This window comes from Acidaminococcus fermentans (genome assembly GCF_009696675.1).
Lineage (GTDB): Bacteria > Bacillota > Negativicutes > Acidaminococcales > Acidaminococcaceae > Acidaminococcus.
Map to the genome: position 1 here is coordinate 63,899 of NZ_VULN01000010.1, position 21,324 is coordinate 85,222.

Annotated in this window: 19 protein-coding genes; all 19 read right to left on the reverse strand. The window is 58.6% G+C overall.

The genetic code is table 11. The features are described 5' to 3' along the window. Position 1: 1 nt before the first annotated feature. Positions 2–682, reverse strand: a complete 681-nt coding sequence (locus FX155_RS07950) for a response regulator transcription factor (protein ID WP_154488352.1) — start codon at positions 680–682, stop codon at positions 2–4. Positions 683–716: 34 nt separating this feature from the next. Then, a complete protein-coding gene (locus FX155_RS07955; RefSeq protein ID WP_154488380.1) occupies positions 717–1,328 on the reverse strand; it encodes a GTP pyrophosphokinase in 612 nt (203 codons plus the stop codon). Positions 1,329–1,462: 134 nt separating this feature from the next. Continuing rightward, the gene (locus FX155_RS07960; protein ID WP_195839637.1) at positions 1,463–2,230 is read right to left on the reverse strand and encodes an HD domain-containing protein; all 768 of its coding nucleotides are present in this window, start codon (positions 2,228–2,230) and stop codon (positions 1,463–1,465) included. 98 nt (positions 2,231–2,328) lie between these two features. After that, positions 2,329–3,612 (reverse strand): phosphopyruvate hydratase, encoded by a 1,284-nt coding sequence (gene eno / locus FX155_RS07965; protein WP_154488354.1) that lies wholly within the window; start codon positions 3,610–3,612, stop codon positions 2,329–2,331. A 105-nt stretch (positions 3,613–3,717) separates the two neighbouring features. Next, a complete protein-coding gene (gpmI, locus tag FX155_RS07970; protein ID WP_154488355.1) occupies positions 3,718–5,247 on the reverse strand; it encodes a 2,3-bisphosphoglycerate-independent phosphoglycerate mutase in 1,530 nt (509 codons plus the stop codon). An 8-nt stretch (positions 5,248–5,255) separates the two neighbouring features. Next, on the reverse strand, positions 5,256–7,181 hold the full coding sequence (tpiA, locus tag FX155_RS07975; RefSeq protein WP_154488356.1) for a triose-phosphate isomerase: 1,926 nt from the start codon (positions 7,179–7,181) through the stop codon (positions 5,256–5,258). Between the two features lie 24 nt (positions 7,182–7,205). Beyond that, positions 7,206–8,210: a type I glyceraldehyde-3-phosphate dehydrogenase gene (gene gap, locus FX155_RS07980; RefSeq protein WP_154488357.1), complete on the reverse strand. Its 1,005-nt coding sequence runs from the start codon at positions 8,208–8,210 to the stop codon at positions 7,206–7,208. 21 nt (positions 8,211–8,231) lie between these two features. Next, complete coding sequence (locus FX155_RS07985; protein WP_022486800.1) at positions 8,232–9,293, reverse strand: sugar-binding transcriptional regulator; 1,062 nt, start codon at positions 9,291–9,293, stop codon at positions 8,232–8,234. 125 nt (positions 9,294–9,418) lie between these two features. Continuing rightward, positions 9,419–10,258 (reverse strand): carboxylating nicotinate-nucleotide diphosphorylase, encoded by an 840-nt coding sequence (gene nadC / locus FX155_RS07990; protein WP_022486799.1) that lies wholly within the window; start codon positions 10,256–10,258, stop codon positions 9,419–9,421. After that, positions 10,236–11,855 (reverse strand): L-aspartate oxidase, encoded by a 1,620-nt coding sequence (nadB, locus tag FX155_RS07995; protein WP_022486798.1) that lies wholly within the window; start codon positions 11,853–11,855, stop codon positions 10,236–10,238. The genes nadC and nadB overlap by 23 nt, the downstream gene beginning before the upstream one ends. Positions 11,856–11,973: 118 nt before the next feature. Then, on the reverse strand, positions 11,974–12,879 hold the full coding sequence (gene nadA / locus FX155_RS08000) for a quinolinate synthase NadA (protein ID WP_154488358.1): 906 nt from the start codon (positions 12,877–12,879) through the stop codon (positions 11,974–11,976). Between the two features lie 200 nt (positions 12,880–13,079). Continuing rightward, positions 13,080–14,909 (reverse strand): glutamine--fructose-6-phosphate transaminase (isomerizing), encoded by a 1,830-nt coding sequence (gene glmS, locus FX155_RS08005; protein WP_154488359.1) that lies wholly within the window; start codon positions 14,907–14,909, stop codon positions 13,080–13,082. A gap of 382 nt (positions 14,910–15,291) precedes the next feature. Next, complete coding sequence (gene glmM / locus FX155_RS08010; RefSeq protein ID WP_154488360.1) at positions 15,292–16,635, reverse strand: phosphoglucosamine mutase; 1,344 nt, start codon at positions 16,633–16,635, stop codon at positions 15,292–15,294. A 34-nt stretch (positions 16,636–16,669) separates the two neighbouring features. Continuing rightward, complete coding sequence (hisIE, locus tag FX155_RS08015) at positions 16,670–17,320, reverse strand: bifunctional phosphoribosyl-AMP cyclohydrolase/phosphoribosyl-ATP diphosphatase HisIE (protein WP_022487849.1); 651 nt, start codon at positions 17,318–17,320, stop codon at positions 16,670–16,672. Then, positions 17,317–18,075 carry an imidazole glycerol phosphate synthase subunit HisF gene (gene hisF, locus FX155_RS08020; RefSeq protein WP_022487850.1) on the reverse strand — a complete coding sequence of 253 codons (759 nt, stop codon included), beginning with the start codon at positions 18,073–18,075 and terminating at the stop codon, positions 17,317–17,319. Before hisF ends, hisIE begins: the two co-directional genes overlap by 4 nt. A 3-nt stretch (positions 18,076–18,078) precedes the next feature. Continuing rightward, positions 18,079–18,807 (reverse strand): 1-(5-phosphoribosyl)-5-[(5-phosphoribosylamino)methylideneamino]imidazole-4-carboxamide isomerase, encoded by a 729-nt coding sequence (gene hisA, locus FX155_RS08025; RefSeq protein WP_154488361.1) that lies wholly within the window; start codon positions 18,805–18,807, stop codon positions 18,079–18,081. Then, complete coding sequence (gene hisH / locus FX155_RS08030; RefSeq protein WP_154488362.1) at positions 18,804–19,418, reverse strand: imidazole glycerol phosphate synthase subunit HisH; 615 nt, start codon at positions 19,416–19,418, stop codon at positions 18,804–18,806. Before hisH ends, hisA begins: the two co-directional genes overlap by 4 nt. Before the next feature lies 1 nt (position 19,419). Beyond that, positions 19,420–20,007, reverse strand: coding sequence for an imidazoleglycerol-phosphate dehydratase HisB (gene hisB, locus FX155_RS08035; protein WP_154488363.1), 588 nt, complete (start codon positions 20,005–20,007; stop codon positions 19,420–19,422). Between the two features lie 17 nt (positions 20,008–20,024). Then, positions 20,025–21,176 (reverse strand): pyridoxal phosphate-dependent aminotransferase, encoded by a 1,152-nt coding sequence (locus tag FX155_RS08040; RefSeq protein ID WP_154488364.1) that lies wholly within the window; start codon positions 21,174–21,176, stop codon positions 20,025–20,027. Between the last annotated feature and the right edge of the window lie 148 nt (positions 21,177–21,324).

A 21,324-nucleotide genomic window follows, 5' to 3' on the forward strand; every position in this document is an offset into this window, starting at 1 on the left:
CTTAATTGGCCAGGGCCGGCGTCTGGAGCACAAAAGATCCGTCCTGATGGCCGTCGATGGTGAGATTGCCCCCGATGGCCTTGAGCTTTTCCCGCAGGTAGGACACATAGATCCATACGATGCCCTGGTCTTCCTGCTGCTCATCCTGCCAGATCCGGTCAAAAAGCATCCGGGTTTCGCAGGGTTTCCCCGGGTGCTGCATGAAGTACTTCATCAGCTGGGTTTCCTTGGGGGACAGCCGGACGCTGCTCTTGCTGGACAGCTCTCCTTCCGCACAGTTGAGGGTCACGGTACCGGCCTGGAGGGTATCCCGGTTGAAGTCTTCCTGGCGCCGGGTCAGGCTCCGGAGACGGGCCAGCAGTTCCCCCATGGCAAAGGGTTTGGTCAGGTAGTCGTCGGCTCCTGCATCCAGGCCGGTGATCCGGTCGTCCACTTCCGCTTTGGCAGTGAGCATGATCACCGGGGTCCGGTCCCCTTCTTTCCGGAGTTCCGTCAGAGCTGTGATCCCGTCCTTCACCGGCATCATAATGTCGAAGATCATGGCATCATACACCGTTTCCCGGGCTTTGTCCACGGCGGCCTGTCCGTCGTACACCGGATCCACTTCATAGCCGGAATGTTCCAGCACGGCGCACAGGGCCATGGACATGGCTTTTTCATCTTCTGCAAGCAAAATTTTCATCTACGGGTTATCTCCTTTCCTGGATCAAGTGGGTTCAGTTTTGCCGGATCAGTTTCCGGATGGTTTCCATGGACAGATCACAGGCGGCCAGTTCGTCCGCACACCGCTTCAATTCCTGTCCGATCAGTTCCGGGTTCCGGATGTTTTTTTTGTATTTCATTTCGTGTTCCAGGCTGGCCCAGGAATCCATGGCGATGGTCCGGAGCTGGACCTCTGCATAGAAGATTCCCGGGGTGTTTCCTTCCACATCCGGGAAGGGTTCCTCCAGCCGGAGGATCAGGTGGTAGGACCGGTAGCCGTTGGGTTTCACATTGTGTATGTAGTCTTTTTCCTGGATGATGGTGCAGCCGGGGATGGCCCGGATCAGCCGGAGATTCCGGTCGATGTCGCTGAGGAACCGGCAGACGATCCGCAGGCCGATGGCATCGTGGATATCATGAAGAGCCGCTTTGGCCGTCACCGGCAGCCCTTTCCGCTGGCATTTTTCTTCCATGCTGGCGGTACTCTTCACCCGGTAGATCAGATGCTCATAGGCGTTTTCGCCGGTTTCGTCCTTCTCTTTCTGGTTGTAGACCTTAATGTCCCGGACCAGTTGATCCAGCACCTTCTCCAGCACCGGACGCCATGCTTCATAGCTGCTGTCCATGGGTTGGTTCAAGGTGATTCCTCCTTTTGCAAAGGCTTTTTCAGAGTTTATTGTATACTTATTGTATCATAGGAATATGGAATTTGTATGAAGAAAAAGAGGGCCTGCTGTCAACGGTCAGCAGCCGCTGGAAATCATATCACCTCATGGATTTTTTCTTTTACCCGGTCCAGCTGCTGGGCACTTTGAGGATTCCCCGGCTGGAAATCCAGCAGTTTCTGGTAATAGCCCTGCTGCCGGACCAGGGCCAGGCTGGGGGCATAGGTAAAATCAAAGATCTGGCACAGACAGCCGGTGAAAAAGTCCAGGGCATTCTTTTTCACTTCTGTGTGGACCAGTTTTTTCTCCAGGGCTTCTGCCAGGACTTTGGGGGAAATTTCCTGTCGGCCCAGATCTTTCAGGGACATCTGCCACACCTGTTCCGGATGGTCAAGGTACCCGGCGTAAACCCGGAACAAGTCGATCTTGTCCGCATCCCGGATCAAAAGGGCAAAATCCCTGGCCCGGCCGGTGACCCCACCAGGGACGGCATAGGCGTTGTGCCACAGGATGGCCAGCTCCAGGATTTTATCCCGTTCCGGCTCCGGTTCCGGCAGAAAGTCCCGGATATGGCCCTGTTCGAACAGGTACCATACCCCGTACCGGGCATGGTCCATGGATTTGTAGTCGATGAAGGTATGGAACCGCCGGGCCTGTTCGAACCGGCCGATGTCATGGAGCAGCCCCAGCACCCAGGCCAGGTCCTGGTCCGCCCGGGACCACCCCAGCGCCCGGGCCAGGGTGCCGCACAGGCCGCAGACAATCCGGGAATGGCGCTGTTTGCTCAAAATCCCCGGAGTATCCGGATCAAAAAGAGAGACATACCGGTCAAAAGCCGCAGAAACAGCTTGTTTGTCCATCATTGTTTTTCCTTTCGTAAAAAAGGTGTGCTGCACGCTCCATGCAGCACACCTTTTTGCCATCCGGCCGCTGACCGTTGCCAGCTGACCGTTGACCGTTTTTATCTGATGTTGTAGAACACATCCATCCCGTTGTACTGGGCGGCGGCTCCCAGATCTTCTTCGATCCGCAGCAGCTGGTTGTACTTGGCCACCCGGTCGGTCCGGCAGGGTGCCCCGGATTTGATCTGTCCGGCGTTGGTTCCCACCACCACATCAGCAATGGTGGTGTCTTCCGTTTCACCGCTCCGGTGAGAGACGATGGCGGTATAACCGGCCCGTTTGGCCATTTCAATGGCATCCAGGGTTTCGGTGAGGGTACCGATCTGGTTCAGTTTGATCAGGATGGCGTTGGCCACGCCCATTTCAATACCCTTCTTCAGCCGTTCCACATTGGTGACGAACAGGTCGTCCCCAACCAGCTGGACTTTTTTGCCCAGGGCATCGGTAAGCTGTTTCCAGCCGTCCCAGTCATCTTCGGCCAGGCCGTCTTCAATGGAAACGATGGGGTATTTTTCGCACAGGGAAGCGTACCATTCCACCATTTCGGCAGAAGTCTTCACGACCCCTTCCCCTTTCAGGTTGTACTTGCCGTCTTCGAACAGTTCGCTGGCCGCAGTATCGACGGCCAGCCGTACCTGTTCACCGGGTTTGTAGCCGGCTTTTTCGATGGCTTCCACAATCACCTGGAGGGCTTCTTCGTTGCTTTCCAGGTTGGGTGCAAAGCCCCCTTCATCCCCTACGGCCGTAGCCAGGCCTTTGCCCTTCAGGACTTTCTTCAGGGCCTGGTAGATTTCCGCGTTGATCCGCAGGGCTTCGGCGAAGCTGTCAGCCCCTACGGGCATGATCATGAATTCCTGGATGTCCACGTTGTTGTCCGCATGGGCACCGCCGTTCAGGATGTTCATCATGGGAACAGGCAGTTCCTTGGCGTTGACCCCGCCCAGATACTGGTACAGAGGCAGGCCGATGGACAGAGCCGCAGCCTTGGCCACAGCCAGGGATACACCCAGGATGGCGTTGGCACCCAGACGGCCCTTGTTGGGGGTGCCGTCCAGACGGATCATGGCTTCGTCGATTTCCACCTGACGGGTGGGATCCAGACCGATGATGGCGTCGGCAATGGTGTCATTCACATTGTCCACAGCCTTGGAGACCCCTTTGCCTCCGAAACGGTCCTTGTCCCCATCCCGCAGTTCCACGGCTTCGTGGACCCCGGTGGAAGCACCGGAAGGAACAGCCGCACGGCCTACCGTGCCGTCATCCAGCAGCACATCCACTTCTACCGTGGGATTGCCCCGGGAATCCAGGATTTCTCTTGCGCACACATTTTCAATGATTGGCATTGTTTTCACCTCGTTATTTTGGGCAGCAAGGGAAAATGATTTCCCTTGCTGGTCAATGGTCAATGGCCGATGGAAGCCAGCTTTTGCTGGCCACGAATTTACCTTTTACTTGCGTACCAGCAGGGAATGGCCGGTCATGGCTTCCGGTTTGGGGAGATCCAGCAGGTCCAGCAGGGTGGGAGCGATATCGGAGAGTCCTCCGTCTTCCACCTGGGTCCCGGGTTCAGCACCCACCACCAGGAAAGGCACCGGATTGGTGGTATGGGCCGTCATAGGCTCATGGGTCACCGGGTCTTCCATTTCTTCCAGGTTCCCATGGTCCGCGGTGATGCACAGGGCACCGCCTTTTTTCAGCACCTTTTCCACCAGGCTGCCCACACATTCGTCCACGGCCTCCAGGGCCTTCACTGCCGCCTCCAGGGAGCCGGTATGGCCTACCATATCCGGGTTGGCGAAGTTCAAGATCACCAGGTCGTACAGGTCCTTGTCCAGGGCTTCCTGGAGTTTTTCCGTCACCAGGTAGGCGCTCATCTCCGGCTGCAGGTCATAGGTGGCCACTTTGGGAGAAGGCACCAGGATCCGGTCTTCGTTGGGGAAGGGCTGTTCCCGTCCGCCATTCAAGAAGAAGGTCACATGGGCGTATTTTTCCGTTTCCGCAATGTGGAGCTGATGGAGTCCCGCCTGGGACACCACTTCCGCCAGGGTATCCCGGATCTCTTCCGGAGGGAAAGCCACCGGCGCATCAATACCCTTTTCATATTCCGTCATGGTGACGAAATGGACGGGCAGCTGGTCTTCCTTCCGGGCAAATCCCTGGAACTCCCTGTCCGTAAAGACATGGGTCAGTTCCCGGGCCCGGTCCGGACGGAAGTTGAAGAAAATCAGGCTATCGCCTTTTTCCACATTCCCTTCCACGCCGGATACCCGGAACGGCACCACGAATTCATCGGTCTGGCCGGCAGCGTAGGCGGCTTCCAGTCCTTCTGCAGCACTGGGTGCTTCCTGGGCCTCTCCGCCGCTCATGCAGTCGTAGACCTTCTGGATCCGTTCCCACCGTTTGTCCCGGTCCATGGCATAATACCGGCCGGATACGGTGGCAATCTGTCCCACCCCCAGCTCCCTGCAGGCTTTTTCCACCTGGTCCAGGAAGGGGCCGGCGCTCTGGGGCGGAGTATCCCGTCCATCCAGGAAGGCATGGATACAGACCTTTTCCACCCCCAGCTTTTTGGCCATGGCCAGAAGACCCAAGAGATGGTCGATATGGCTGTGGACCCCGCCGTCGCTGAGGAGCCCCAGGAGATGGAGTTTCTTTCCGGTGTCCCGGGCTTCCTCCATGGCCTTTACCAGCACCGGGTTGGTTTCCAGACTGCCGTCCTTCACCGCCCGGCTGATCCGGGTCAGGCTCTGGTAGATGATCCGGCCGGAGCCGATGGACAGATGGCCCACTTCCGAGTTGCCCATCTGCCCTTCCGGCAGGCCCACTGCCTCTCCGGAGCACCGGAGCTGGCTGTGGGGATACCGGTTGAAGTAAAAATCAAGATGAGGAGTCCTGGCGCGGGTCACCGCATTGGTGGAACTGGGAGGAGCGATTCCCCACCCGTCCAGGATCATCAGCATAACAGGTTTCTTTTTCATGAAGCGCCTCAGAAGGTATTGGCAATGGCGCAGAATTCCTGGGCGGACAGACTGGCCCCGCCTACCAGGACCCCGTCGATGCCGTCTTCATGGAAGGCATGGGCGTTTTCACTGGTCACGCTGCCCCCGTAAAGGATCCGCACCCGGCGGGCTGCTTCTTTGCCGAATTTTTCTGCAATGGCTTTCCGGATCAGATCCGCAGCCGCCACTGCATCCCGCACTTCCGCACTCTTGCCGCTGCCAATGGCCCAGACCGGTTCATAGGCAACCAGCAGATGCTGGATCTGGCTGTCGGTGAGCACATTCAGCACCGGAGTCAGCTGGCTCAGGATCTTGTCTTTGGTGGAGCCGTTTTCATGTTCGTCCGCGTCTTCTCCCACGCACAGCACCGGGTCCAGATCGTTCCGGAAGGCAGCCAGGACTTTCTTCACCACGATGTCGTTGGTTTCGTGGAAGAACTTCCGCCGTTCGCTGTGGCCCACCAGCACGTACCGGGAACCGATTTCCGCAATCATGGGGCCGGATACGGCGCCGGTGTAGGACCCTTCGTCTTCATAGAACAGGTCCTGGGCACCATAGCCGATGCCGTCTTCATCCACCATGGCTGCTACGCTTTCCAGAGCAGTGAAAGGCGGGAACAGCACCACTTCCGCCCGGGCCATTTCCGTGCCGTGAGCGATCTGGTGAGCCAGTTCCATGGCTTCTTCCACAGTTTTATGGCATTTCCAGTTGCCGGCCACAATGGGAGTCCGGAGATCATCCAGAGCCGCCAAGCCTGGCAGCACTTTCCCTTCCAGGTATTCCAGGGAGGCACCGCCGCCGGTGGATACATGGCTCATCTTGTCGGCCAGGCCCATCTGTTTCACAGCTGCAGCACTGTCGCCGCCGCCTACGATGGTGATGCCGTCAGAAGCAGCCATGGCTTCCGCCACCCGCCGGGTCCCTTCTGCATAGTTGGGCATTTCAAAGACGCCCATGGGGCCGTTCCACACAATGGTCTTCATGCCGGCCAGGGTCTGGGCATACAGTTCCGCCGTCTTGGGGCCGATATCCAGGGCCATGTACTCCGGATTCAGGGCATCCAGGTCTTCAGCTTCATGTTCCGCGTCATTGGAGAAGCTGGCGGCCATGATCAGGTCCACCGGCAGGAGCATTTTGGTCTTCTGGGCAGCAGCTTCCGCCAGCAGGTCCTTGGCGATCCCCAGGCTTTCCTTTTCCACCAGGGATTTGCCCAGGTCATAGCCTTTGGCAGCCAGGAAGGTATTGGCCATGCCGCCGCCGATCAGGATCACATCGGCTTTCTTGATCAGGCTGCGGATCACGGCGATCTTGTCCGCCACTTTGGCCCCGCCGATAATGGCGGCAAAAGGACGCTGGGGTTTGTCCACTGCATTGCCCAGGTAGGCGATTTCCTTTTCCAGCAGGAAACCAGCCACCGCAGGCAGGTAGTGGGTAATGGCTTCCACGGAAGCATGGGCCCGGTGGGAAACCCCGAACCCGTCGTTCACGTACACATCCCCCAGAGCCGCCAGTTCCTGGGCAAAATGAGGATCATTCTTTTCTTCTTCCGGATGGAACCGGAGGTTTTCCAGCAGCAGGATATCCCCATTCCGCAGCTGAGCGGCTGCAGCCTGGGCTTCCTTGCCGATGCAGTCCGGGCAGAACTGCACCGGACGGTGGATCAGCTGGCTCAGGGCTTCCGCCACCGGCTTCAGGGTGTACTTCATGTTCACCTTGCCTTTGGGACGGCCCAGGTGAGCCATCAGGATCACCGCGGCTCCCTGGTCCAGCAGGTAATGAAGGGTGGGCAGAGAGGCCTCGATGCGGATAACATCGGTGATTTCCCCTTTGTCATTCATGGGAACGTTGTAGTCCACCCGGACCAGCACCCGTTTCCCTGTCAGCTGAATATCTTTGACGGTTCTTTTCTCCATGGCTCGGTACTCCCTGCCTTTCTCTTACAGGCCCTTTTTGGCCACGAACAGAGCCAGTTCCACCAGACGGTTGGAATAACCCCATTCATTGTCGTACCAGGAAACCACTTTGGCCACACGGGGACCCACCATCATGGTGGACAGCCCATCCACAATAGAGCTCAGAGGGCAGCCGCTGTAGTCTTTGGATACCAGAGGCAGTTCATTGTAGCCCAGGATCCCTTTCATGGTGGTTTCAGAGGCCACTTTCATGGCTTCGTTGATTTCTTCTTTGGTGGTGTCTTTCTTCAGGTTCACTACCAGGTCGGTGAGGGAAACATCCGGAGTCGGGACACGGATGGCCATGCCTTTCAGTTTGCCTTCCAGTTCAGGCAGTACCAGACCGATGGCTTTGGCGGCACCGGTGGTGGTGGGGATGATGGAGCAGGCACCGGCACGGGCACGGCGCAGGTCTTTGTGGGCTGCATCCAGGATCTTCTGGTCGTTGGTGTAGGAATGGACGGTGGTCATCATGCCGCTTTCAATGCCGAAGTTGTCTTCCAGCACTTTGGTGAAGGGAGCCAGGCAGTTGGTGGTGCAGGATGCGTTGGAGATGATGTGGTCTTTCTTGGGATCGTACTTGTCTTCGTTGACGCCCAGGACGATGGTGATGTCTTCCCCTTTGGCCGGGCAGGCGATCAGCACCTTTTTGGCGCCGTTGTCCAGATGAGGCTGTACGGTTTCACGGGTCTTGAATTTGCCGGTGGTTTCCAGCACTACATCCACGCCCATATCGCCCCAGGGGATTTCCTTCGGATCAGTGTACCGGGTGAATTTGATGGCTTTGTCCCCTACATGCATTACGTCTCCATCAACGGACACATCTTCATCAAAGGTGCCGTGGATGGAATCGTATTTCAGCAGGTGGGCATAGGTATCGATGCCGGAACGGGCATTGACCGCCACAACTTCCACTTCAGGGTTCTTTACAGCGATACGCAGAGCGCAGCGTCCAATACGACCAAAACCATTGATACCGATTTTTACCATTTTGCATTCCTCCTAAGTTTTTTACTGATGATTGGGATCAGTTTGCAAACAATCGATGATTTCCCGGGCAGCCGCCTCGTCGGTGACCAGGATATCGTCCTGGCCGCTGCGGAGCATGGAAAGGATGGCCCTTCCCTTGGACTGTCCGCCGGCAATGCCCATGACCGTGTGGATCTTTTCCAGATCGTTGACCATGAGTCCCAGGGTGTCTGTGCTGTACACCACCCGGCCGTTCAGGTCGAAATACTGCCCCAGGGCTTCCCCTACGGCACCGGCCTTTGCCAGGCGGTCCATCAGTTTGGGGTCCATCCCCCGCTTTTCGGCCATCACCAGGGCCTGCCCCATGCCATGGACCAGGATATCCGCGCTTTTGATGGTTTCCACCACCTGTTTCACCCGGGCATCCTCTTCCAGGATCTTGCGGAGCACGTCCTCGCTGACACTGTCCGGCACATACAGCTGCAGGTACCGGGTCTTCAGCCGGCCGGCCAGCACCGTGGCAATGGTGTTGGCCTGGAGTTCCATTTTGTCCCCCAGACCGCCCCGGGCCGGGACCACCACGGTCTCCGGTTCATTGCCAAAGGTGTTTTCCGCCATGGCCGCCACAGTGGTGCCCCCGGTTACCGCCACAATGTGCTTTTTGTGGTCCGCCAGAAGGCGCAGCAGGATACCGGCCGCCACACGCCCGATTTCCCGGGTGACCACTTTGTCCTGGTCCGCATTGCCGGGCAGCACCACCACCTTCTGGAGATGGAGCTTGTCCTGGAGGATGCGTTCCAGGCTGGAAAGCTTCTGGAGCCGGTTCACATAGTCCCGGAGCTCCTGGAGGAGCACCGCCCCCTCTTCCGTAATGCTCATGCCGGTGAGGGTGAAATCCAGCAGCCCCGCTTCCTTGAGGAAATCCACATGGGAACGGAGGATCCGCTCGCTGAGCCCCAGCTTTTTGGCCAGGGTCCGGCGGCCGATGGGCTGATCGTGGCTGATCTGCCGGAGCACCTTATAGCGCTCGGTAAGCAGGTCCACCATTTCCGGAACCAGTTTATTCTGCAGGTTGATGATTCGATCCAAGCTGATGTTGCACATTTTGTCCCTCGTGGTACTTTTTATGTCCCACCCTGTTCGAAAAAAAATAAATTTACTACGTCTTCATTATAGCATAGATAAGAAAAAAAGGAAGGGGGACACCCTTCCTTTTTTTGCCCTGCCCGTTATTTAATCTCCCCCACATCCAGACTGATGTCCAGGGCTTTTACGCTGTGGGTCAGGGCTCCTATGCTGATTACGTCCACCCCGGCGGCTGCTGCGGCTTCCAGATTGTGCTCGTCGATGCCCCCGGAGGCTTCCACCACCGCCCGGTGACCGATCATCCTTACACATTCCTTCATGGCCTCCGGAGCCATGTTGTCCAGCATGATCACGTCGGCGCCCCCTTCCAGGGCTTCTTTGGCCTGGGCCAGGCTTTCCACTTCGATCTCGATCCTGGTCATGTGGCTGGCGTAGGCTTTGGCCCGGGCCAGGGCTTCCTTCACCCCTCCGGCCACGGCAATGTGGTTGTCCTTGATCAGGATGGCGTCGTAGAGCCCCAGCCGGTGGTTGTGGCCCCCGCCGGTGCGGACAGCGTATTTTTCCAGGAGCCGCAGCCCCGGCGTGGTCTTCCGGGTATCCACCACCCGGGTGCCGTAGGGTTTGGCCAGGTCCGCCAGCTTTTTGGTCCGGGTGGCAATGCCGGACAGGTGCTGGAGCAGGTTGAGGGCCAGCCGTTCTCCCGTCAGGACACTCCGGGCCGATCCGGTGACTTTGGCAATGAGGGTCCCCGGTTCCAGTTTGTCCCCGTCTTTGGCCAGGGCCTCGAAGGTCAGGCTGGGATCCAGCACCCGGAACACCTGCCGGGCCACTTCCACCCCGCACAGGATCCCTGTATCCTTGGCGTGGATGATCCCGGCAGTCACCGCCCCTTCCGGCAGCAGGGCCTCACTGGTCAGGTCCCCGCTGCCCACGTCTTCCGCCAGCCATTCCTCCAGCTGTTTATCCAACATTCTGCTGTACATGGATGCTGCCTCCTTCTTCCTCTTCGATAGTATGATGCTTCCAGCAGTCCCGGGGCTTGGGGAAATCCAGCCGGTAATGGGCCCCCCGGCTTTCTTCCCGCTGGAGAGCCGCCTGGGCAATGAGCCGGGATACCAGGATCTGGGATTTCAGATCCAGCTGCTCCGGGGTTTCCGCTGCCTGTCCGGCATATTTGGCTTCCACGGCCCCCAGTTCTTCCAGGGCCTGGCGGAGATCTTCCCGGTCCCGGGCAATCCCCAGCTGCCGGCTCATCAGTTCCCGGAGCTGCTGCCGGTCAGCGGCGGTTTCCCCCTGGGAAACTTTCCAGGGTTCCAGGACGGACTGCCAACGGCCGCCTTTTTCCTTCTGCCCCTCAACAGGGATTTCCCGGCACAGGGCACGGGCCGCCCGGCGTCCGAACACCAGCCCTTCCAGGAGGGAATTGCTGGCCAGCCGGTTGGCGCCCTGGAGACCGGTGCAGGCCGCTTCTCCGCAGGCATACAGGCCGGGCACCGTAGTGTGGCCCCAGCTGTCGGTGCGGATGCCTCCCATCATGTAGTGGGCCGCAGGAGCAATGGGGATCCGTTCCTTCCGCATATCCACTCCATAGTCCAGGAGAGTCCGGAAGATCATGGGGAATTTTTCCTCCACCCGGTCAATCACCGTGGCGTCCAGCAGCACATGGTTCGTGGCGCAGTGCTTCATTTCCGTGGCAATGGCCCGGGCCACCACATCCCGGGGAGCCAGTTCCAGCATGGGATGGTACCCGGGCATGAACCGTTCTCCCCGGGTGTTGTACAACAGGGCGCCGGCACCCCGGACCGCTTCCGAAACCAGGAAACTGGGCTTTCCCGGAAGGGCCAGGGCCGTGGGATGGAACTGGACGAATTCCATATCCATCAGTTCCGCACCGGCCCGGCAGGCCAGTGCCAGGCCGCTGCCCGTGGCTCCTTCCGGGTTGGTGGTGTGGGCAAACAGCCGTCCTACCCCACCGGTGGCCAGCACCACGGCGTTGGCGGAAAAGCGGACCATCCGGCCTTCGTGGAGAGCCATAGCTCCTGCGCACCGGCCTTCCTGGAGCAGCAGATCCGTTACATAGCAGTGTTCCAGGGTGGAGATCCGGCTTTCCCTGCCGGTAATGGACCGGAGGGCCCGGGACACTTCCTCCCCGGTGCTGTCTCCGTTGGCGTGGACGATCCGGTTCCGGCTGTGGCATCCTTCCCGGCCCAGGGCCAGGGTGCCGTCGGGATTTTTGTCAAACCGGGCTCCGTGATGAAGCAGGTCCAGCACCGCCTTGGGCCCTTCGGTGACCACGATTTTGGCCATGGTTTCGTCGGTGAGCCCGGCTCCGGCCACCAGGGTGTCCTGGTAATGGAGGCTGGGGTCGTCGTCCCTCCCCAGGGCCGCCGCAATGCCCCCCTGGGCCTTGGAGGTGTTGCTGTCCTGGAGTTCATCCCGGACCGCCACCAGCACCTGCCGGCCCGCCTCTGCCAGGGACCAGGCCGTCTGGAGCCCGGCCGCTCCGGACCCGACTACCAGGATATCCGTTTGTATTTCAGGCGTTTCCGCCGTATCAAAATTCGTCCAACAGGTTTCCATAAGGAATCCTCCTTTTACAAGAAGCTGCCGCCTGAGCAGCAGCCGGTTACAGGTCGTAGGGAAAAGGGAAGGAACCCCATTAACAGCTTCCTTCCGCCATTGACCATTGACAACCCGATTACTTCACTTCCAGCATCCGTTCCAGAGCCCTCCGGGCCTTGTTCCGGATCTCTTCCGGCACCACGATCCTGGGTTCCAGGGTCTCCAGGGACCGCTTTACCAGCTCCAGGGTGGTCTTTTTCATGTTGGGGCACAGCAGGTTGCCTCCTGCCATATAAAACTTCTTGTGGGGGCATTTCCATTCCAGCTGGGTCAGTACTCCGCATTCCGTGGCAATGATGAATTCCTGGTCCGGGCTCTGCTGGGCATAATGGATGATCCCCATGGTGCTGCCCACATAATCCGCCAGGGCCCGGACTTCCGGCCGGCATTCCGGGTGCATCAGCACTTTGGCGCCGGGATGGGCTTTTTTGACTGCCGTCACTTCTTCCACCGAAAGGGCGTGATGGGTGGGACAGGCTCCCCGCCAGGGCAGGATGGTGTGATGGGTCTTCTCCGCCGTAAAGGTGGCCAGGTTCTGGTCCGGTACGAACAGGATGGGCTGGTCCGCCGGCAGGCTTTCGATCACCTTCACCGCGTTGGAAGAGGTGCAGCAGATTTCGCTGAGGGCCTTGACGCTGGCCGGGGTGTTCACATAGGACACCACCTTGTATTCCGGATGCTCTGCCAGAAAGGCTTTCACCCGGGACTCCAGGGTGTCGTCGAACATCCGGCACCCGGCATCGATGGCCGGCAGCAGGGTGATTTTGTCCGGAGACAGGATGTTGGCGGTTTCTGCCATGAACCGGACTCCGCAGAACACGATCACATCCGCATCGGTCTGGGCCGCCTGCTGGGACAGGGCAAACGAATCCCCGCAGAAATCAGCGATTTCCTGGATTTCCTCCGGTTGGTATACATGGGCCAGGATCACCGCATTCCGTTCCTTTTTCAAGCGGGTGATGGCATCGAACAAGTCTTCCATGGATCAGGACTCCTTTTGGGAAAAGGGGAACTCTCCGTTCCCCTTTCGTATTTTGTGTACATTATACACGATTTTTCTTTCATTGTCATGTCAGCGGATGTCAACAGATAATGCAATGAGTCCATTGTAGCTGATTTTTGGGGAAAGTGCAAGGCGGATAAAAAAATGCTCCCCGCAGGGAGCATTTTATCCTTATGGATTTATTCCACCGTCACGCTCTTGGCCAGGTTCCGGGGTTTGTCCACGTCGCAGCCTCTGGCCAGAGCTGCGTAGTAAGCCAGCAGCTGGAGAGGGATCACTGCCAGGATGGGAGCCAGGTCTTCGTCGGCTTTGGGGATGATGATTACGTTGTTGGCGTGTTTGGCCAGTTCCGTATCCCCTTCCATGCCGATGCCAATCACGATGGCACCCCGGGTCTTCACTTCCTGGAGGTTGCTGATGGTCTTGTCATAGATGTTGGACTGGGTGGCCAGGACGATCACCGGCACCCCTTCCGTAATGAGGGCCAGGGTCCCGTGCTTCAGTTCCCCTGCCGCATAGGCTTCCGCATGGATGTAGGAGATTTCCTTCAGCTTCAGAGCCCCTTCCAGAGCCACGGCATAGTCCAGGCTCCGGCCCAGGAAGAAGGCATCTTCCCGGTTGGCATAGTTGGTGGCGTACACCTTGATCTGGTCCACATGGTCCAGGATCTCATGCATCTGTTCCGGCACTTCCAGCACGCTCTGGATCAGTTCATGGAGCCGTTCGTCGCTGATCTTCCCTTTCAGGTTGGAGATGTACAGGCTCAGCAGCAGCATGACGATCAGCTGGGTGGTGTAGGCCTTGGTGGAGGCTACGGCGATTTCCGGGCCCGCATAGGTGTAGACCACATGGTCCGCTTCCCGGGCGATGGAGGAGCCTACCACGTTGGTGACGGCCATGGTCTTGGCCCCCCGGCGTTTGGCTTCCTTCAGGGCTTCCAGGGTATCGCTGGTTTCCCCGGACTGGCTGATCACGATGCACAGGCAGCTTTCGTCGATAATGGGGTTCCGGTACCGGAATTCGGAAGCGATGTCCACTTCCACCGGGATCCGGGCCATTTTTTCAATGTAGTACTTGCCTACGATGCCTGCATGGTAGGCGGTGCCGCAGGCCACGATGAAGATCTTCCGGATGTCCTTCAGGGTTTCCGGGGTCCAGTTCAGTTCGTTGAAGACCACCTTGTCGCTGCCTTTGTCCACCCGGCCCCGGAGGGTATCCCGGACGGCTTTGGGCTGTTCGTAGATTTCCTTCAGCATGAAATGTTCGAAGCCGCCTTTTTCTGCCGCTTCCGCATCCCAGTTCACCCGGAACACTTTTTTATCGATCTTGTGCCCTTCCAGGTCCTTTACCACCACTTTGTCCGGTTCCACCACGGCCATTTCCCCATCGCTGAGGATGTAGGTGTCCCGGGTCTTGCTGATGATGGCCGGGATATCGGAGGCAATGTAGTTTTCCCCTTTGCCCAGGCCGATGACCAGCGGGTTGTTCTTTTTGGCGCAGATCAGCTTGCTGGGATCCTTGGCGCAAAGGAACACCAGGGAATAGGACCCTTTGATGGTGTGGAGCACTTTCCGGACGGTGCTTTCAAAATCCCCGTCCCACAGATCTGCCATCAGATGCGGCACCACTTCCGTATCCGTATCAGAGCGGAAATGATGGCCTTTTTTCAGCAGAGCCTGCTTCAGAGGCATGTAGTTTTCAATGATCCCGTTGTGGACCACGGCGAACTGGCCGCTTTCGTCCGTATGGGGATGGGCATTGATATCGCTGGGTTTCCCATGGGTGGCCCACCGGGTGTGGCCGATGCCCAGGGTGCCCACCGGTTCGTGGCCCACGATTTTCTGGCGCAGAGCGTCCAGACGGCCCACGCATTTTTCCACGTCGATTTTCCCGTCGTTGTACACGGCAATGCCTGCAGAGTCATATCCTCTGTATTCCAGCTTGCTCAGCCCTTCCATGAGAAAGGGAGTAGCCTGATGACGTCCAATATATCCTACGATTCCGCACATGTTGTTGTGCCCTCCTGCATATGGTAGTTACCGTCTGCCGCCGCCCCTTCTGTATGCCTCCGTTGCCGGAGGGATTTGTAGGACAGCTTACGGTGTGCAGCTTACCGAGAGGCATCCGCTGACTGATCGATGAACCTCTTCCTCGTCGGCCGGGCAAAGCCCGGCACCTGCGCTCCAGATTTGCAGAAATCCCATTGCCCGTTCCCCCTCAAAAACAGGCGGCCCTCCAGTCCGGTATCCCCGGAGAGCATGTTTCCACAGATACTTTATGATACTATGTTTTTGCCATGGGGTCAACAGGAAAGGGGGTGCTGCCTGCGCAGCATCCCCGTCAGCGGTCAGCTGACAAAAAAAAGGCGCTGCCTCAGCAGCGTCTTTTTCCTTATGCCAATTCTTTCCGCACCACTTCTGCAATGGCTTCGGTGATGTTGTCCAGTTCCACCTGGTTGGGGCCCTGGGCCATGATCCGGATCAGGGGTTCGGTGCCGCTGGCACGGACCAGTACCTGGCCGTCGTCCCCCAGTTCTTCCGTGTACTTCCGTACCACATCGGCAATGGCCTGGTTTTCCTGCCAGCCGTTCTTGTCCTTTACCCGCACGTTCAGCAGGGTCTGGGGATACTTCACCATCAGTGCCCCCAGCTGGGACAGGGTCTGGTTGTGGCGGACCAGGCTGCCCAAAAGCTTCACCCCGGTCATCATCCCGTCCCCGGTGCGCACCAGGTCTCCGAAGATGATGTGGCCGGACTGTTCGCCACCCAGTTTGTAGTCGTGTTTCAGCATTTCTTCCAGCACATACCGGTCCCCTACGGCAGTCTTCACCGTGGAGCCACCATGTTCCTTCATGGCTTTGGCCAGCCCCACGTTGCTCATCACCGTGGTCACCAGCACATTGTCCTTCAGCTTGCCGGCCTTCATCAGGTCCAGGGCACAGATCAGCATGATCTGGTCTCCGTCCAGCACGTCCCCGTTTTCGTCCACAGCCAGCAGACGGTCCGCATCCCCGTCGTTGGCCAGGCCGCAGTCGGCTCCCACTTCCTTCACCTTGGCCTGGAGTGCTTCCAGGTGGGTGGAGCCGCAGCCGTTGTTGATGTTGATCCCGTTGGGTTCATGGAAAATGGGGATCACATGGGCCCCCAGGGTCCGGAGGATGGCCGGAGCGATTTCACTGTTGGCCCCGTTGGCGCAGTCCATGACCACTTTCAGCCCGTTCAGCTTCACGTCGGCGCTGTCTACAATGTGCTTTACATACACCATGCCCATGTCCGGTTCCTGGATCACCCGGCCCAGGTTGGACCCGGTCACCGTGTTGGCATAATCCACCGGCTGGTTCACGATGGCTTCGATTTCGTTCTCCACCGCATCCGGCAGTTTGTAGCCGGTCCGGGCAAAGAACTTGATCCCGTTGTCTTCAAAGGGATTGTGGGAGGCGGAAATTACCACCCCTGCATTGGCTTCCAGCTTTTCCGTCAGGAAGGAAACCGCCGGTGTGGGGATCACGCCCAGAAGATGGGCATTGCCCCCGGCGCTGCAGATGCCGGCGGCCAGGGCGCTTTCCAGCATGGTGCCGGAAAGACGGGTATCCCGCCCGATCAAAATCTTGGGAGTCTTCACTTCCCGTCCAAAATACAGAGCCGCAGCGCGGCCCAGCTTGTATGCCAGTTCCACATTGAGTACAGGACCATTGGCGACGCCGCGGACGCCGTCCGTTCCAAACATTCTAGCCATCAGAGCCCTCCAGGTTGTTACAGGTATTTGCTGCTTATTTTTCTTCTTCCACTTTCCGGCCTGCCATTTCCACCAGCATTTCGCCGGGGGTGATGTTATGGTAAGCCAACAGCACTAAGCAATGATACCATAAATCCCCCATCTCGTAAACAACCTGGTCCGCATCGCTGTTTTTGGAAGCCAGGATGGTCCGGGTGGTATTGGCGCCCATTTCCGTCAGCAGCTTGTCCTGGCTGGGAGATGGCAGCAGCTTCCGGGTCTCTTTCTGTTTTTCCTGATAGCAGACGATCTGTTTGTACAGTTCGTTGATCACCTGGGGCAGCCGGTTGTCCGCCACAGGCAGGCTTTCTCCGGAAGCACTGTTCCACAGCGGGTTGAAGAAACAGGAATAGTTGCCCGTGTGGCAGGCAGCCCCTTTCTGTTCCACTTTCACCAGCAGGGCATCCCCGTCGCAGTCGTAGGTGATGCTGTACACCTTCTGGGTGTGGCCACTGGTGGCTCCCTTGTTCCACAGTTCCTGGCGGCTCCGGCTCCAGAACCAGGTATAGCCGGTTTCCACCGTACGGGCCAGGCTGGTGCCGTTCATGTAAGCCAGCATCAGCACCTTGTCCGTCTTCACATCCTGGACAATGGCAGGGATCAGGCCCCTGTCGTCAAACTTCAGCTTGCTGATATCGATTTTCATAACCGTACGTCCACTCCTTTGCTCCGCAAGTATTCCTTCACCTGGCGGATCGTGAATTTCCTGTAATGGAATACGGAAGCGGCCAGAGCCGCGTCAGCTTTTCCGGCGGTAAGGACTTCGTAGAAGTCTTCCAGGGAGCCGGCGCCCCCGGAGGCAATCACCGGTACGGGAACGGCTTCCGCCACTTTCCGGGTCAGAGGAATGTCGAACCCGTCCTTGGTGCCATCCGCATCCATACTGGTCAGGAGGATTTCCCCCGCCCCCAGGGATACGGCCTTTTTCACCCATTCCAGGGCATCCAGCCCGGTGGGAGTGTGGCCCCCGTTGATGTACACTTCCCAGGAATCCTCTCCCCGGCGTTTGGCATCCACGGCCAATACCACACACTGGTTCCCGAAAGCTTCCGCTCCCCGGGTGATCAGGGTGGGATCCTTGACCGCCGCAGTGTTCAGGCTGGTTTTGTCCGCCCCGGCCAGGAGCACCGCCCGCATGTCCTCAAGGGAGGAAATGCCGCCCCCTACAGTCAGGGGCATGAACACTTCCCGGGCGGTCCGTTCGATGGTGTCCACCATGGACTTGCGCTTTTCCAGAGAAGCGGTGATATCCAGGAACACCAGCTCGTCGGCCTGTTCCTTTTCATAGAGGGAAGCCAGTTCCACCGGGTCTCCGGCATCCCGGAGGCTGACGAAATTGGTTCCCTTTACCACCCGTCCGTCCTTTACGTCCAGACAGGGAATGATCCGTTTTGCCAGCATGGCTCACGCCTCCTTCGCAATCCTGACAGCCTGGCGAAGGTCAATGGCGCCGGTATACAGCGCCTTACCTATAATACACCCTTCGATGCCGTCTGTTTCTCTTTTTTTCAAAATTTTCAAATCTTCCAGGCTGGCCACCCCGCCGCTGGCGGTGACCGCAAGACCGGAAGCCCGTGCCACGTTCACCGTGGCTTCCACATTCACCCCGCTGAGCATGCCGTCCCGGGCAATGTCCGTAAAGATGATCCGCCGGACGCCTGCCTCTGCCATTTTCCGGGCCAGGTCTTCCGCCTGGATGTGGCCGCTGGCTTCCCAGCCTTCCACTGCCACGTCCCCGTTCTTGGCGTCGATGCCCACCACGATCCGGCCGGGATACCTGTCGCAGGCTTCCTTCACCAGTTCCGGATTCTTCACCGCCGCGGACCCCAGGATCACCTGGTGGACCCCCCGGTCCAGCAGCCGGGCAATGTGTTCCATAGTCCGGATGCCGCCACCCACTTCAATGGGGATGTTTCCCTGTTTCAGGATGGCGTCGATAGACAGCAGGTTCCGGCTTTCCCCGGCAACCGCCCCGTCCAGATCCACCACATGGATGCAGCTGGCCCCCTCATCGGCCCATTTTTTCGCCATGGCACCGGGATCGGTGCTGTATACTGTTTCTCTGGAAAAATCGCCCTTCACCAGCCGGACGCAGTTGCCTCCCCGCAGGTCGATGGCAGGATAGATGTTCATAGTTTCCACTCCTTGAAGGCTTTCAGCATGGCCAGGCCGGCGAAAGAGGACTTTTCCGGATGGAACTGGAAGCCCTGGACGCTGCCCTGGCCCACACTGGCCGTAATCTGGGTTCCGTAATCGCAGACGGAGGTAATAATGGAGGGATCTTCCGGCACCGCATGGAAGCTGTGGACGAAGTACACATACTTCCCGTCCGCCTCCTTCATCAAAGGAGAGGGATTCACGGTGGTAATCCGGTTCCACCCCATGTGGGGAATCTTATAGTCGGTGACGATTTTTTTCACCTGGCCCTTGAAGTATCCCAGGCCCTTTACTCCCGGTGCTTCTTCGCTGCCTTCAAAGAGCAGCTGTTCTCCCAGACAGATGCCCAGGAAGGGTTTGCCGCTGTGGAGAGCCTCCTGGACCGCTTCTTCCAGCCCCCGGCTCCGCATGGTGTCCATGCAGTCCCCGAAGGACCCCACCCCCGGCAGGATCACCCGGGGGGCCGCTTCGATGACCTTAGGGTCTCCGGAAATCACCGGATTGGCCCCCACCTTCAAAAGACCGTTGTACACAGAGTGCAGGTTCCCCCGGCCGTAGTCGATGATCACAATGGTGTCTTTGTCCATATTACAGTGCCCCCTTGCTGCTCATGACCCCGTGTACCCGGGGATCCAGGGCCACCGCCTGGCTCATGGCCCGTGCCACACCCTTGAAGATGGCTTCCAGCATGTGGTGGGTATTCTTCCCGTAGGGTACGTTGATGTGGAGGGTCAGGCCGCAGTTCATGGCCAGGGCCCGGAAGAAATCTTCTCCCATTTCCGTATCGAAGTTCCCCAGGGTCACCCGGGGGATGAGGTCCGCATTCCACACCAGGTAAGGCCGTCCGGAAAAGTCCAGGGCGATTTCCGCCAGGGCCTCATCCATGGGCAGCAGGAAGCTGCCGTACCGGTGGATGCCTTTTTTGTCACCCAGCGCCTGGGCAATGGCCTGTCCCAGGGCAATGCCCACATCTTCCACCGTATGGTGGCAATCCACTTCCAGATCCCCTTTGGCCCGGACCTTCAGGTCCATGAAGGAATGGACCGCCAGCAGGGTCAGCATGTGATCCAGGAAGCCCACCCCGGTGGAAATATCCGCCTTGCCGGTGCCGTCCAGATCCAGTTCCACAGCAATCTGAGTTTCTTTCGTATTCCGTTCCACTTTCCCTTGCCGCATAACCATGCCTCCCTTGTTTATTGGATGATGTCCCGGATGGCCCCGATGATCTGGGGATTCTCTTCCGCTTTGCCCACGGTGATCCGCAGGCCCCCGGGCAGCCGGGGATTCCGGGAATAGTTCCGCACCAGGATCTTCCGGTCCAGCAGTTCCTGGAACAGGTATCCCCCGGCAGCCATGGCTTTTTCACTGCTGGGCAGATCCCCGGCACCGGCTTTTTCCGCCAGTCTTTCCAGGGCCTTTCCCGCCGGCAGAGCCAGCAGGAAGTTGGTGGCGCTGGGCAGCACCCGGAATCCCAGGGCTTCCAGGTGATCCCGCAGGTATCTCCGGCCGGAGACCACGGCTTCCACCCGCTGCCGGAGCACTTCCGGCTTGCTGTACATCAGTTCCGCCGCCAGGATGGACACCCCGTTCACCGTGTAGGGCAGCAGCACCTTCTTCAGGATCTTCATGAGAGGAGCACTGCCGATGCCGTAGCCGATCCGGAGATTGGCCAGGCCGTAGGCTTTGGAAAAGGTCCTCAGCACCAGCAGGTTATCCACCTGGTTCACCAGGTCCAGGGTGGTCACCTCTTCCTCTTTCCCCTCTTCTACGGCAAATTCCATGTAGGCTTCGTCCATGATCACCGGACAGTCCACACTGCGGATGATTTTTTCCATGGAAGCTTTGGGATTGAAGTTGCCGGTGGGGTTGTTGGGATTGCAGATGATCAGAAGGGCCGGTTTTTCTTCCTTGCAGAAACTGATGACCCCCTCCGGATCCACGAACCCGTCCGCGGTCAGCGGGAACAGCACCGGCTGGCTGTCCGCCAGGATGGCGTAGGTCTGGTACATGGAAAAAGAGGGATTGGCGGAAGCGATCTTCCTCCCGGCGCCTCCGAAGGCAAAGCAGGCCTTTTCCAGCAGTTCGCTGGACCCGTTCCCGATGGCCACCTGGGAAGGATCGAACCCCAGCCGGTCAGCAATGGCCTGGCACAGGTCTTCCCCGTGCATGGAGGGATACCGGTTAAAGGCATGTTCCGCCAGACGGGTCCCCAGTTCCAGACGGATTTCCGGGGTCATATCCCAGTTGGTTTCATTGGCATTGACAACAATGTCTGCATCAGGTACGGTTTCCACCTGATAGTCTTCGATCCGGGCCAGACTCTCCCGGGCAAGCAAATCGCTCATAACAGCGCCCCCTCATTGACAGATTGCAGCGTAAAACCGTAGGGGGCGACAGGCCCGGCGCCCCGCCACAGGCACGGACAAACGTTGATTTGGCGGGCGGCCGGGCCTGCCGCCCCTACGGAAACGATATACACATTCAGAAAAATTT